Source organism: Ruegeria sp. CH6 (assembly GCF_056537005.1).
The window spans coordinates 619,341-633,601 of the sequence record NZ_JBQFQS010000001.1 but is presented as its reverse complement, the minus strand read 5'-3'; the positions used below and the strand labels follow the sequence as shown (position 1 = coordinate 633,601).

Sequence of the window (14,261 nt, the reverse complement as noted above, 5' to 3'; positions counted from 1 at the left end):
CCGAGGTAAGGCCATGGCACGTACTGAGCAAGCCCCGGCTTGCCCGGAATGCCGTAAACAGGCATAATTTTATTAATAAACACGAAAAGATCAGAGTTCGAGCAGCAGAAATGCCCTTTGCACAGATCAATCCGGACAGCCGCGTGTTTCTGTTCTTGCAGGGACCACATGGTCCGTTTTTCAGCAAGCTTGGACGATCGCTACGCACCACCGGTGCAAAAGTGTTACGTGTCGGATTCAACGCAGGTGACGAGGCATTCTGGTTTGATCGAGATACCTACATCCCATACCGGAACCCACCCGAAGACTGGCCCGCGACGTTGACGGATCTCATCATCGCGAATGACGTGACTGATATTGTTTTATATGGCGACATCCGTCCCATTCACGCACGCGCTATCGAAATTGCAAAGTCACGGGGCATAACCGTTCACGTTTTCGAAGAAGGGTACCTACGCCCTTGGTGGATAACTTATGAGCGAGGTGGATCGAACGGCAATTCGCGCCTTATGGACCTGAGCGTTGAACAGATGCAGCTCGCTCTTGAACAATCCGACACGCAGACACCCCCGCCGCCTTCTCATTGGGGCGACATGCGCCAGCACATCTTTTACGGTGCTTTGTACCACGGATTTGTCATGTTCCTGAATCACAGGTACCGGAGTTTTCGCCCTCATCGCGAACTGCCGGTGTCCAAAGAATTCAGCTTGTATTTCAAACGCCTGGCCCTGATGCCCATTCATCGCTTGCAGCGCAGCTGGGCGACTGCCCGCGTCAGGCGGGGCGGTTTTCCCTATCACCTCGTGTTGCTGCAATTAGGTCACGACAGCTCGGTTCAGGCGCATTCGGACTATTCCGGCATGTCTGATTTTCTTGAGCAGGTCATTTCCGGGTTCGCTGAAGGTGCCCCGCTTCACCACCATCTGGTCGTCAAAGAACATCCATTGGAAAACCACCGCGAACCGCTGAGAAAACGCGTTCGCGAAATGGCAACAGCACATGGCATATCCAACCGGGTGCATTATGTGCCGGGCGGCAAGCTCGCCAAACTGCTTGATGACGCAAGTTCGGCAGTCACTGTCAACTCGACCGCCGGGCAACAGGTGTTGTGGCGCGGCATTCCGTTACGCATCTTTGGCCGGTCCGTTTATGACAAGCCCGAGTTTGTATCTCAGCAGTCAGTGGCAGAGTTCTTTGCGACCCCCTCAGCTCCTGACAGCGATGCATACAAGCGTTATCGACAGTTTCTTTTGGAAACCAGCCAGGTGCCGGGTGGCTTCTACTCCCGGCGCGGTCGGCGACAGTTGCTGCGTCGCGCCACAGATATGATGCTGCGCGCAAACGACCCATATCAATCCATGATGAACGATACAGCGGCCATGACGCCACAGTTGAAAATCGTTGAGTGACATTGGCAACCTGTCGCTGGATGTTGTGGGCTGAAACAGTTAGCCTGCCCAAAACAGGCAACCAAAGACGTTTGAGGAATATCGGCAGTGCAGCGCTTTGCAATCCGTTGGGTACGGGGAGTATCCTTTGTCGCCGTATGCGGCTTGCTGGCGGCGTGCCAGCTTCCAAAGTCCGGTCCAAACAAGAATGAAATTCTGGCGGGCTCCACTGCAAATGGCGGAAATGCATTTGTTGTCGAAGTGGATGACAGGGTCGCGAAAGCAACATCTGCAATCCCGCAATTTGGTTTTTCTTCCACATTTACAAGCGCGCAAAGTCTTACCGCAGATACAGTTCGTCCCGGTGACGTGTTAGGGCTTTCAATCTGGGAAAACGTCGACGACGGTTTGCTGACCAGCGATCTGGGCGGGGCAACCATCCTCGATCAGGTTCAGGTGGACAGCGATGGGTACATTTTTGTCCCCTACGCAGGCCGTCTCCGTGCAGCGGGCAACACGCCCGAGCAGCTGCGTGCCCTGATTTCCAGCAAACTTGATGAACAAACACCCGATCCGCAGGTTCAGGTGCGCCGCATTGCAGGCGACGGATCAACGGTATCTTTGTCGGGAACAATCGGTGCGCCCGGCATCTACCCGATCGAGCGCCCGAGCCGCACTTTGTCGGGCATGTTAGCTCAGGCAGGCGGTGTGGCAGTCGCCTCAGACATTGCCTTGGTCACCGTGATCCGCGGCAATCAACGCGGTACCATCTGGTACAATGACCTGTTCCGAAACCCCAAGAGCGACATCGCCCTACGCGGCGGAGATCGTATTCTTGTTGAACAAGATTCCCGTTCGTACATTGCCTTGGGTGCGACCGGCGGTCAGTCCCGCGTTGCCTTTGAAAGTCAGGATTTGTCCGCGCTGGAAGCTCTGGCACAGGTCGGCGGTCTGCAATCGTTGTCTTCTGACCCAACCGGTATCTTTGTCTTGCGAGACGAACGTCAGGATATCGCACGAAAAGTTATGGGACGACCCGACCTGCAGGGAGAGCAACGCATGATCTACCTGCTGAATCTTACAGCACCCAACGGGCTTTTTGTTGCACGCGACTTCGTTATTCGCGACGACGACACCATCTATGTAACCGAAGCGCCTTATGCACAGTGGACCAAGTCCATCTCACTCATTGCAGGTGGGTTGACGCCGCTGGCGAACGTAAAAACGCTGACAGGTAATTGATGGATGCATCCAGAGTTGGAACAGTCGGCCGGGAGTGAACGCTCTCGGTTGTTTGTTTATAATGGCGGTTTTCTGAAGCAGCGCCGGGTTCGCCGAATTCTGGCACTGGCAGGATACGATGTTCGGCTAGGCCTGCCAAAAGACGGCGATATCGTAGGGGTTTGGGGCAACAGCCCGACCGCGTATCGCGGATTGAATGTCGCGCAAAAGTACACAAGCCCAATTCTCCGTGTTGAGGATGCCTTTCTGAGGTCACTACATCCGGGGCGAGACGGAGAAGCACCACTTGGTTTGCTGCTTGACCGAAAAGGCGTGCACTTTGATCCAACCAGCCCGTCTGATCTCGAAAACCTGTTGTCAAAACACCCGCTTGATGACACGGCCCTGCTTAATCGTGCACGCGAGGCGATGGAGAGAATAGGTGAGCTTCATTTAAGCAAGTATTCAGCCTTTGACCTGACCCTCGCCCCTCCTGCCCCGGGTTATGTTCTGGTTGTGGACCAGACGCAGGGCGATGCAGCTGTCACTGCGAGCGGAGGTGATTACGCGAAGTTTCGCGAAATGCTGGTCATCGCTCAGGAGGAAAACCCCGGCGCGCGCGTGATCATCAAATCACACCCGGAAACACTTGCTGGACATCGCGCGGGGTATTTCTCTGATCAGGATCTGTCTGATCGCGTGTCGCTGTTACGCGATCCAATTAGTCCTTGGTCACTGCTGGAAGGTGCTGTTGGGGTTTACACCCTTTCTTCTCAACTCGGTTTCGAAGCAATACTGGCCGGTCATAAGCCCCGCGTATTCGGACAGCCGTTTTACGCCGGTTGGGGACTGACACAGGATCAGGATACTTTACCGAACCGCCGACGCACTCTGACTCGAGCGCAGCTATTTGCGGCGGCCATGATTTTGTACCCGACCTGGTACGATCCCTATCGGGACCAGCTTTGCGAAATCGAAACCGTACTGAACACGCTGGAGGCGCAAACAGGTGCCTGGCGGCAAGACTACAAAGGCTGGACTGCGTCCGGAATGAGACTGTGGAAGCGTAAACACCTCCAAAAGATGTTTGGACGGTACCGCAAGCTTCGCTTTACCAGCGGTCCAACTAGATCTTCCGAAAAGCCGCATATGGTTTGGGCCAGTCAGGATCGTGATGCAGAAGATATCGTTCGCATCGAAGATGGCTTTCTGCGATCTCGCGGTCTGGGTGCCAGTCTTGTACCACCCCTATCTCTGGTCACGGATGATCTCGGCATCTACTACGATCCAACCCGGCCCAGCCGGCTTGAAGAGCTGATATCCGCCCGGGAAACACTTCGCCCGGATCAGGAACAGCGCGCTGAGCGCCTTGTCGCCCGCCTGACATCATTGGGCTTAAGCAAATACAACATCGGCAGTTCAGTTCCGTCATTGCCCGAAGGGCATCGCATTCTTGTGGCGGGCCAAGTGGAGGATGACGCATCCATTCTGCTGGGCACCAATACAGTACGCACAAATTTAGATCTACTGCGCACTGTGCGCGAAGCGAACCCTGATGCGGTCCTGATCTACAAACCCCATCCCGACGTCGAAGCTAGCCTGCGCGACGGAAAAGTCGAAGCTCATGAATGGGCGGATGTCATCGCGACCGATGTCGACCCGGCGGTATTGTTGCCCGAGGTTCACGAAGTGTGGACCATGACCTCGCTGTTGGGGTTCGAAGCGTTACTGCGCGGCATCAAGGTGACAACCTTGGGCGCACCATTCTACGCTGGCTGGGGTCTTACAACTGATCTTGGATCTGTTCCCGCCCGACGAGGTGCTCGCCCCTCTTTAATGGGGTTGGTTCATGCATCCCTGATCGACTATCCGCGTTACTATGATCCCGTTACCCGTCAACCGTGCCCCGTCGAAGTGGCTGTGGATCGTCTTGCAGAAAGAAATTCGCCTCAGGCAGGTCCACTGAACCGACTTCTATCTAAGCTGCAGGGTGCATTGGCCACACACGCGCATATCTGGCGTTAGTTGGGTGTTCAGCGCGATGCGCGCCGCCAGCGATGCAGGATATCGCCACCGATCGCCTGCGTTTCAATCAACTCAAAGCGAGGGGCGCTTTCAAGCGTCTCCAGACCGAGTGATCCGACCGCAGGCAGACCCTCTGCACCGATGGTCAAACCAGCGCTGAACCCGACCAACTCATCGACAAGGTCATCAGCCAGTAGGGACGCGGCCAAAGCGGCTCCGCCCTCGCAGAACAACCGGGTCAACCCGGCTTGCCCGAGCTGTTGCAAGAGATCAGAGGCATCTATGTGATGATCACTCAGAGCACAGGGTATCAGACGTGCGCCCAGCCCTTCCCATGCACGTGCGCGTTCGGCATCGGGTGCCGGCCCATGGCATAACCAGACCGGAGTTTCCTTGGCTGTGCGAGCGAGTTGCCCCATCAAAGGCAGATCCAGATGCCGTGAGACCACGACCCGCACGGGTTGCTGAGACACGCCGAGATCGCGCACCGTCAGCGACGGATCGTCTGCGCGAGCAGTCCCCGCACCAACCATCACAGCATCATGTCGCGCACGCATCGCATGCACGGCACGCCTGGCCTGAGGTCCGGTGATCCATTGGCTATGACCAGTGGAGGTAGCGATCCTGCCGTCAAAGCTGCTTGCCAGTTTTAGCGTAACGAACGGACGCCCCTGTTCGGTTTTGAGGAAAAAGCCTGCAAGATCCCATGCGGCTTGCTCCATCAAGACGCCCGTTGTGACCTCGATGCCAGCATCGCGTAGCATCGTAAAGCCCTGCCCGGCTACACGCGGATCACTGTCTTCGATGGCAGAGACAACACGCGCCACCCCAGCATCAATCAGGGCCTGCGCACAGGGAGGTGTCTGTCCATGATGCGAGCAGGGCTCGAGTGAGACGTAGGCGGTTGCACCACGCGCAGCTTCGCCCGCCTGTGCCAAGGCCTCGGTCTCGGCATGTGGACGACCACCTGGCTGCGTCCAACCGCGTCCGATAATCCGACCATCACGAACGAGTACGCACCCGACGGACGGATTGGGCCAACACGTGCCTTGCCCGCGCCGCCCTAATGAAAGGGCCAACGCCATATATCGCTTATCAGTTTCGCTCACTCGTCCGTCGAAGGCTGCGGCGGGCGCAGTTCGTGGACAAACTCCTCGAAGTCATCGGCCGCCTGGAAATTCTTGTAGACACTCGCAAAGCGAACATAGGCTACGGTATCGATCCGCGCCAGCGCCTCCATGACGATTTCACCGATTTTGTTGGATGGAATATCCGTATCGCCCATGCTTTCAAGACGGCGCACGATACCAGAGATCATCTGATCAATCCGGTCCGGCTCAACCGGGCGTTTCTGCATGGAAATGCGGATTGATCGTTCCAGCTTGTCGCGATCAAAATCTTCGCGCTTACCGTTTGTTTTTATCACAACCAGATCGCGCAGTTGAACGCGTTCATAGGTCGTGAAGCGGCCTCCGCAAGCGGGGCAGAACCGGCGCCTGCGGATCGCGACGTGATCCTCTGCCGGGCGTGAATCCTTGACCTGAGTATCGATATTTCCGCAAAACGGGCAGCGCATCCGCCGTCTCCTCGTCCCTTGTTCCGCCTCTTTTTGTAAGCACTACGGCTGACTTATCCACAACTATAGGCGACCCGCTAGGATTTGGGTAGTCGGAATTTTTCAACGCAAGATAAAGGGGTCAGGCGAGGTGCGCTGCCACCTTGCGCGCATGAGGTGCGCTGCGGTGTTCAAACAGATAGATGCCTTGCCATGTGCCCAATACCGGCTGCCCTTTGACAACAGGAATCGACAACGAAACCGGCATCATTACCGCTTTGATATGGGCGGGCATATCATCAGGACCTTCATAGGTGTGCCGCAGATAAGACATTGAAGGATGATCCGAAGGCGGGACCAGACGCTCAAAAAATGCCTGCAAGTCCGACTGAACCTCAGGGTCAGCGTTTTCCTGTATCAGCAATGAACACGAAGTATGGCGGACGAACAGCGTCAACAGCCCGTCCCCACCGACCGAGTTCAGCCAAGCACGAATTTCCGCAGTAAACTCATAGAGTCTTGAACCGCGCGTTTGAACAATGAACTCGGTCTGCATTTCAGCCTTTTACCGATGATTTATCTGTCTATGAAGGGCCGGAGATTGCAACGCCCGTTTGCCCCTTGTACCGACATGCTGTCACCGGGTTGAAAACCGGCAGAGACGAAACTGCCCTGTTGCGGCGCGCCACCAGTTGGGGCCTTAAGCGTAAACTGTACAGCCGTGCGGCGGCCGGTGGTAACACTGGGACCGTAACCTCTCAGTACGTATATTCTCTGCTGCCATCCAGCACCCAGAGTTCGCCGTGCAAAATCAGCGGCAGCACACCAATAGCCATCCACATCTCTTCGAGTTCTTGGAATAACTTCAAAATCGGTGCTGTTGATCGCTTCTGTCCGATAACCGTTCGGGGCTGCACTTACCTCGATAGCTGCGCTCAGCGCCACCGCTGTGAGAACTGAAACTCTAACAATCTGTTTCATCATTAACATCTTTCCTATGTTGACCTGAAACAAAGACTAGTATGTCGCAATTATCAGGACAGTGAAGTTCACAATCATTTCAAACGTCGACCAGTTCCGCGTGAACCGGAGACAACCATCCCTGATATCTTATCAGCATGCCCAATCCGGGCACATCGGCTGAAACATCAAACCGAAATCGTCCCTCATCATCTTGCCATTCAACAGTATTGGAGCGCGGCAGAAGAAATCGCGGACACGGCACCCCAAGAACGTGAAGACGCAGAATTTCTATACTTAGTTTCTCACCACGCATGACGGGCTTCAACCAGATAGACAAAGCCCCGATCCGCTCATGCACACAGTCAAGGCGTGGGTCATAGGTCAGCTGAGATCGGGTTAAATGCGTGCCGAACTTCCGCTCCCAGATCCAGTTCTTTTCCTTGCTTACAACCTCGAGTGAGACTGGCGCGTCCTCTGATGCTGCCGGGAAACCACCAAGTCTGAGCAATAGTGAGATCACCCCCCTCTCACCACGTTCAATCCGGCAACGCCCAACATAAGCGCCTGCCCCACTGTGCAATTGTCTGACGGCGGGTGGAACAGGTTCGCCTGATGCAAGAGACACTAGAAACGGATCATGCATACTTCAGAACCCTTGCGGCACAAATCGGGACCTGATCGCCTGATCAGGCACTATGCAGGTGTCGTACCGACCGAAGAACTCATAACGATTTCGGGCAATTAAATTGTACAATGGATCTTTGAGAATTGACGGCAAGAAGCGACAAATAGAAAGCACCGGCCAAGGACCCGGCAGAACCCTCATGGCAGCGGCAAATGCATCCAGCTTTTGATAAACAACGCCCCTCACGATCACGAGATTGGTTTCGAAATCATCCATTGGCAAGCCCAGCTCTGAATAGAGTTTCTGTCCAACCGGGGATTGCGCCGTGGCAAAGCTAAACCGTTGGTTCTGGTCATGCTTCAGCATGAAGCGGAAAAAGCGCGAACACAAAACGCATTCGCCATCGAATACGATGAGGTCGTCTTTATAACCCGTTATGAGAGATAAACTTTTCGGCAATCCTGATCTCTGCTGCACTACACGCTCAGTCAAAACTGCCACGCCGGTCTGCACCCGGCAATGCGACATGTAGGGCTGCCAAGGCATTGTTTCTTTCAGAGTGGAGACGTGTCGGGGAGCTTCGGACCGGTGATGTCCAGAGCTCAGCCTAATCCCCAAAAGGCACCGACCCGACACATCCTTTCATTTAGGAACCTGACCGTGGATTCTCTTTCTCGAAACTGACAATGATTTGTGAGTATCGGTCAAAATGGCGCAGACACATGATTACCGGGGCTGACGCTCTGCGGTTCAGAGGGAGGAAAAACCACCTCTAACAAAGCCATGTGTCCAAATTTCTCAAACTTGCTAATATGATATCTGGTTAAACAGGGTTCAGACTTCACGATGGATGTCGATGTTTCCAGAATCCACATGCTGATCAAGGCGCTGAATGATCAGGCGCAGGATCAGCCACTTGTCAGTCAGGTCATGAAAAACAGTGGCCTGAAGCAGGAAGACATTGCCCCACCCGCAACTGTCTACAGCGCCCATGGCGAAGCACTGTTTGTCCGATACGCATGCGATGCATTGGATGACATTACATTCGGCGCCAGGTCTGGTTTGTTGGTTTCCTCCTCCTCCAGCCTGACAGCCTATATCAGCAAATACTCGCGCGATCTTCGCCAGGCCATGGAGAATGCAGGCCGGTTTCACAAGTTCATTGATCCGGCCATTGTTTTCAGCCTGCGTGTTTCAGGGAACTTCGCATCGCTGGAGGCTGACTGGAAAGACCCGAGCTTTGCCCGGTATCATCGGAGAACTGAATTTCTGATGTTCGCTGCGCTGGCGCGCATGCGCACGCTCACACAATCTAAAATCTACCCGATTGAGATTCGTTTTCAGCACGAGATCGGACATCACGAAGCGATTTATCAAAAGATCGACGACTTCCCGGTGGTGTTTGGTGCGGAAAAAATGGAGATCGTCCTACCGCTCTCTGCCCTCGACATTGGTATTCCCACGTATGACCCCAGCCTGCGCGCGCATTTGTTGGACTACGGGGAACGCCTGCTTGCTGAAAGCCAATCGACCAAGAACATGGTACGTGCACAAGTCGAGGGTCTGATTACACGTTCAATGCCGGGCCATGTCATTCCCGCCGAAGAAGCAGCAACCCGCCTGGGAATGAGCCCGAGAACACTGACACGCCGCCTGCAATCCGAGGGGACCGGCTATCGCGAGGTCGTGGAAGACCTACGATGCGATCTGGCTCAAACATTTATCAAAAACGGAATGACCCTGTCCGAGATCTCATACTCGCTTGGGTACGCTGATCAGGCAGCGTTTTCGAATGCCTTTAAACGGTGGACTGGACAAGCACCGAGCACATTCAAAAAACGGGTGAGCCACCCCATCAACGTGTCGAAACGGTAACCGGGGGTCATCAGCTAGAATGCCTCGCCCCGGCCAGCCCCATGAGTGGACAGGAGAGACATAAAACCGGGACAACTCAATGCCTTGTGAAATCTCGCCAAAGTGATGTCACAGATGGCCACATATTGGTGTTTGGCCAACAAAAAAAGGCGCCTCAGATGAGGCGCCTTTGTTTTTACTGATCCAGGAAAGATCGTAATTTGCGCGACCGGCTGGGGTGCTTCAGCTTGCGGAGCGCCTTCGCCTCGATCTGACGGATACGTTCGCGGGTCACGCTGAACTGTTGACCAACTTCTTCCAGCGTGTGGTCGGTGTTCATGCCAATGCCAAAACGCATCCGCAGAACCCGTTCTTCACGCGGGGTGAGCGAGGCCAGAACCCGTGTCGTCGTTTCCTTGAGGTTTTCCTGAATGGCGCTGTCCAGCGGCAGCACGGCATTCTTGTCCTCGATGAAATCGCCCAGCTGGCTGTCTTCTTCGTCGCCAATTGGCGTTTCGAGCGAGATTGGCTCCTTGGCGATCTTCATCACCTTGCGAACCTTCTCCAGCGGCATCTGCAGCTTTTCGGCCAGTTCTTCCGGCGTCGGTTCGCGGCCAATCTCGTGCAGCATCTGACGACCGGTCCGGACCAACTTGTTGATCGTCTCGATCATGTGAACCGGAATACGGATCGTACGGGCCTGATCCGCGATCGAGCGCGTGATCGCCTGACGAATCCACCAGGTCGCATAGGTCGAGAACTTGTACCCGCGGCGGTATTCGAACTTGTCCACCGCTTTCATCAGGCCGATGTTACCTTCCTGAATAAGATCAAGGAATTGCAGGCCACGGTTCGTGTACTTTTTGGCGATCGAAATCACCAGGCGCAGGTTGGCCTCGACCATTTCCTTCTTGGCCTGACGCGCCTCTTTCTCACCTTTCTGAACTTGCTGCACGATGCGGCGGAATTCAGGGATATCCAGACCGACATACTGACCGACCTGAGCCATGTCGTTGCGCAGCTCTTCAACTTTTGCAGTCGAGCGTTCGATGAACATCTGCCAGCCCCGGCCCGGCTTCTCGGCCATGTCGGCCAGCCAGTTCGGGTCCAGTTCGCGCCCGCGATAGGCATCGATGAATTCACGACGGTTGATACGGGCCTGGTCGGCCAGTTTCACCATCGAGCTGTCCAGCGACATAATTCGGCGGTTGATGCCATAAAGCTGGTCGATCAGCGCTTCTATACGGTTGTTATGCAGATGTAGACCGTTCACCAGTTCTACGATCTCGGCGCGCAGCTTCTGGTAAGTCGCTTCGTCTTTCTCGCTGAACGAATTGTCTTCATTCAGTGTGGCCGAAATCCGGCTGTCCTGCATCTCAGACAACATCGAGAAGTCGGTCGAGATCCGTTCCAGAGTGGTCAGAACCTGATCTTTCAGCGCGGCTTCCATTGCGGCCAACGACATGTTGGCCTGTTCGTCATCATCGTCGTCGTCATCGTTGTTCAGAGGGTTGCCGTCGGCATCCAGCTCAGGACCCGTATCCTTGGCTGGTTTTGCCGCCTGCACTGCCGAGGTATCCACAACGGGTTCTTCAACATCGCCGTCTTCGTCCATCTGGTTGCCAAATGTGGCCTCCAGATCGATGACATCACGCAGAAGAATATCTTCGGACAGCAATTCGTCGTGCCAGATGGTGATCGCCTGGAAGGTCAGCGGGCTTTCGCACAGACCGGCGATCATGGTGTTCCGACCGGCCTCGATCCGCTTGGCGATGGCAATCTCGCCTTCGCGGCTCAGCAGTTCGACCGAGCCCATTTCGCGCAGATACATGCGCACTGGGTCATCGGTGCGATCCAACTTTTCGGTGGCGGCACCAGCAAGTGCAACCTCACGGTTGCTTTCGGTTGTGACGAGTTCGGTCGAGCCTTTATTCTCTTCCTCCTCGGCCTCTTCATCTTCGATGATGTTGATGCCCATCTCGGACAGCATCGACATAACGTCTTCGATCTGTTCCGAGCTGACCTGATCAGGCGGCAGAACCTGATTGAGCTGGTCGTAGGTGATGTAACCTTTCTCGCGGGCCTCGGCGATCATCTTTTTGACCTGGGCCTGGCTCATGTCCAGCGAGATTTCCTGTTCCTGCTCTTCGGATTTGCGATCCTCAGTCGTGTCCTTGGCGGCCATTCAGTGCTCCTGCAGGGATGGGTGATTCGTTTGAACCGAATCATTAGCGCGAAGAAGTGATTCGGCTACCCGTTTACCCGTTTTTCTTTTCCAGTGCCTTACGAAAACACCACTTTACCGGCGTTTCCGTTCAAAATTGATACCCGACATGATCGCCGCAAACGCGTCTTTCTCGTCTCGGTTGATTCGCGCGCCATTGTCAGCGACATCGAAAACCGCCCTGTCTTCGTTCTGGCTACGGCTTGTGCGGTTACGTTCTTCGGCAGCCTGAGCCAACCGGTACGTCAGCGCCTCATCAGCCAGATCGGACAGTTCTTCCGCAGCTTCGGCAATCTCGGCATCCAACCCCCGGAGCGCTTTGATTTTTGCGAGTTCCTCGGCCAGCGTCATCTCGGCCTTTTCAACGTCGCCTGGTTTGAACACACAGGGGATTACTGCCACATGGCGAAGGCTCAACAGGTTTTCAAGGGCATGCGGGCCCATTGCTGCAATAATGTGGTCTTGCAGGTTGTCCGGATCGTCAATCGCATGCCGCAGTATGGCCTCGCGCAGCGCAGCATGATCGGGATCATGGCATTCCATTTCTTCCAGCTGATGTTCAAACTGAACAACTACCTTTGGGTTCAGTATTGCGATGGCCAGAATGGCTGCTTCACGCAGTTGAATGTCCGCATTCTCGGACGAGGCTAAGAATGAGGTCCTTGCCCCGGGCGACGCAGGTTGAGGTTGGGACTTCCAATTTCCGCGCGGCTGCCAGTTTCGGTTTTGCGATTGGCGCTGTGGCCGGAACAGCTGCCAGCGAAGGTCTTTTATCTCTTGTCCGTAGTGATTGCGGATAGAAGGATCGCGGATCAGTTTGATCTTTTCCCTCAGGGACTTGTCGAGAGCGGCCTTACGTTCAGGACTGTCAAAGACCTTTCCCTCAGTCTCACGCTGCCACAGCAGCTTGACCATGGGAATCGCACCTTCCAGAACCGTCTGAACAGCCCCTGCCCCCTCTGCCCGCAGCAGATCGTCAGGGTCTTTACCCTCTGGCATCAGCGCAAAGCGCAGCGATTTTCCCGCTTCCAGCAACGGCAACGCCAGATCGACCGCCCGCATCGCCGCGCGCAAACCCGCCGTGTCACCGTCCAACGCGATGATCGGTTCGTCTGAGATGCGCCAAAGCAGTTGAAGCTGATGTTCGGTAATCGCAGTTCCAAGCGGCGCAACAGACGCACCGAACCCGGCCTCGGCCAGCGCAATCACATCCATATAGCCTTCGGCGACAATCAACGGCTGGCCCTTGCCCGCAAACTGTCGCGCAGGCCCGTGATTATACAGGCTGCGGCCCTTATCGAACAATTCAGTCTCGGGTGAGTTCAGGTATTTGGCATTGTCGTTGGGGTCCATCGCTCGCCCGCCAAACGCAATGCAACGCCCGCGCGGATCCCGGATCGGGTAAATGATCCGGTTGCGAAACGTATCGTAGGGCTTTTTGCCTTTATTCGAAGGCTTAGCCAGTCCGGCACCAAGGATCAGATCCTCCTCGATGCTCTTGCCGCGCAGGTGATCCCAAAGCCCCTGCCAACCGTTAGGCGCAAATCCGATCTCCCAGCGATCCAGCGCCTTTTCATCCAAACCCCGGCGCGAGAGATAATCCCGCGCATCTGCCCCTGCCGCTGTTTTGAGCTGCAAGCGGAAGAACTGCGCCGCCTGCTCCATCACATCGGCAAGCTGACTGCGGCGATCTTGCTTTTCCTGCGCTTTTGGATCGCGCGCAGGCATAGGCATACCAGCCTCTCGGGCGAGGATTTCAACCGCTTCGATGAACGAAACGTTTTCGGTCTCTTTCACAAAGCTGATCGCGTCGCCTTTGGCGTGACAGCCAAAGCAATAGTAGAACCCTTTTTGGTCATCGACGTGGAATGAAGCGGTCTTTTCATGGTGGAAAGGACAAGGTGCCCACATATCCCCCTTGCCCTGATTGGACTTGCGGGCATCCCACGTGACTTTGCGCCCCACGACTTGAGACAGGCTCAGTCGGGTACGTAGTTCATCCAGAAATCCAGGGGGCAGTGACATGTATCAAACCTGACAGAAACAGAAACGCTCGCCAAGGGATTGACGAGCGTTTGTCCACAGCGAATTCGCAAACCTGTGGATTATTGCTGTAAACACAGCTCCAGCCAGGCAGCACCAAGGTCCTTTTTGCGCACATCGCGCATCTTTTGCTCATAGACCCAAGGCGTAATCAACGGAATTGCCGCGTTGTAGTTCTCGGGCCATGTAGGACCAGTTGCGGCGACCGCCTCGGCCACATCGCGTTCCTTGACCTTGTCGAGTCGTGCCTTTTGGACAGCAGCAACAACATCTGCCTGATACTGACAGCTTTGTTCCTTGGTCTCGGCAGCAGCCAGAGGTGTAGCCAGCAATGCAGCGGCAACGGCAATACGCAACATGGGG

Annotated in this window: 12 protein-coding genes; 4 read left to right on the top strand and 8 right to left on the bottom strand. The window is 55.2% G+C overall.

The genetic code is table 11. From position 1 onward, the window contains the following. The first annotated feature begins 110 nt into the window (after positions 1 to 110). From ACR0CW_RS03205 to ACR0CW_RS03195, 3 genes are all read left to right on the top strand, one after another. Complete coding sequence (locus ACR0CW_RS03205) at positions 111 to 1,409, top strand: capsule biosynthesis protein (RefSeq protein ID WP_480786799.1); 1,299 nt, start codon at positions 111 to 113, stop codon at positions 1,407 to 1,409. Between the two features lie 87 nt (positions 1,410 to 1,496). Beyond that, positions 1,497 to 2,630, top strand: coding sequence for a polysaccharide biosynthesis/export family protein (locus ACR0CW_RS03200; RefSeq protein WP_480786798.1), 1,134 nt, complete (start codon positions 1,497 to 1,499; stop codon positions 2,628 to 2,630). Between the two features lie 3 nt (positions 2,631 to 2,633). After that, positions 2,634 to 4,634, top strand: a complete 2,001-nt coding sequence (locus ACR0CW_RS03195) for a capsular polysaccharide biosynthesis protein (protein WP_480786797.1) — start codon at positions 2,634 to 2,636, stop codon at positions 4,632 to 4,634. Between the two features lie 8 nt (positions 4,635 to 4,642). Here the strand turns inward: ACR0CW_RS03195 and ribD are convergent, their stop codons facing one another. The 5 genes from ribD to ACR0CW_RS03170 form a co-directional block, all read right to left on the bottom strand. After that, on the bottom strand, positions 4,643 to 5,743 hold the full coding sequence (gene ribD, locus ACR0CW_RS03190; RefSeq protein WP_170332801.1) for a bifunctional diaminohydroxyphosphoribosylaminopyrimidine deaminase/5-amino-6-(5-phosphoribosylamino)uracil reductase RibD: 1,101 nt from the start codon (positions 5,741 to 5,743) through the stop codon (positions 4,643 to 4,645). Next, a complete protein-coding gene (gene nrdR / locus ACR0CW_RS03185) occupies positions 5,740 to 6,210 on the bottom strand; it encodes a transcriptional regulator NrdR (RefSeq protein ID WP_155143426.1) in 471 nt (156 codons plus the stop codon). Before nrdR ends, ribD begins: the two co-directional genes overlap by 4 nt. Before the next feature lie 121 nt (positions 6,211 to 6,331). After that, positions 6,332 to 6,745 (bottom strand): secondary thiamine-phosphate synthase enzyme YjbQ, encoded by a 414-nt coding sequence (locus tag ACR0CW_RS03180; RefSeq protein WP_480786796.1) that lies wholly within the window; start codon positions 6,743 to 6,745, stop codon positions 6,332 to 6,334. A gap of 504 nt (positions 6,746 to 7,249) precedes the next feature. Beyond that, positions 7,250 to 7,795 carry a DUF4166 domain-containing protein gene (locus ACR0CW_RS03175; protein ID WP_480786795.1) on the bottom strand — a complete coding sequence of 182 codons (546 nt, stop codon included), beginning with the start codon at positions 7,793 to 7,795 and terminating at the stop codon, positions 7,250 to 7,252. Between the two features lie 3 nt (positions 7,796 to 7,798). Beyond that, a complete protein-coding gene (locus tag ACR0CW_RS03170; RefSeq protein WP_480786794.1) occupies positions 7,799 to 8,290 on the bottom strand; it encodes a thiol-disulfide oxidoreductase DCC family protein in 492 nt (163 codons plus the stop codon). Between the two features lie 333 nt (positions 8,291 to 8,623). Between ACR0CW_RS03170 and ACR0CW_RS03165 the strand changes: the two genes are divergently transcribed. Continuing rightward, the gene (locus ACR0CW_RS03165) at positions 8,624 to 9,652 is read left to right on the top strand and encodes a helix-turn-helix domain-containing protein (protein WP_480786793.1); all 1,029 of its coding nucleotides are present in this window, start codon (positions 8,624 to 8,626) and stop codon (positions 9,650 to 9,652) included. A gap of 175 nt (positions 9,653 to 9,827) precedes the next feature. Here ACR0CW_RS03165 and rpoD read toward each other — a convergent pair whose 3' ends face one another. The 3 genes from rpoD to ACR0CW_RS03150 form a co-directional block, all read right to left on the bottom strand. After that, complete coding sequence (gene rpoD, locus ACR0CW_RS03160; RefSeq protein WP_170332793.1) at positions 9,828 to 11,816, bottom strand: RNA polymerase sigma factor RpoD; 1,989 nt, start codon at positions 11,814 to 11,816, stop codon at positions 9,828 to 9,830. A gap of 114 nt (positions 11,817 to 11,930) precedes the next feature. Further along, on the bottom strand, positions 11,931 to 13,880 hold the full coding sequence (gene dnaG, locus ACR0CW_RS03155) for a DNA primase (RefSeq protein WP_480786792.1): 1,950 nt from the start codon (positions 13,878 to 13,880) through the stop codon (positions 11,931 to 11,933). Positions 13,881 to 13,960: 80 nt separating this feature from the next. After that, positions 13,961 to 14,257 (bottom strand): hypothetical protein, encoded by a 297-nt coding sequence (locus ACR0CW_RS03150; RefSeq protein ID WP_155136102.1) that lies wholly within the window; start codon positions 14,255 to 14,257, stop codon positions 13,961 to 13,963. Between the last annotated feature and the right edge of the window lie 4 nt (positions 14,258 to 14,261).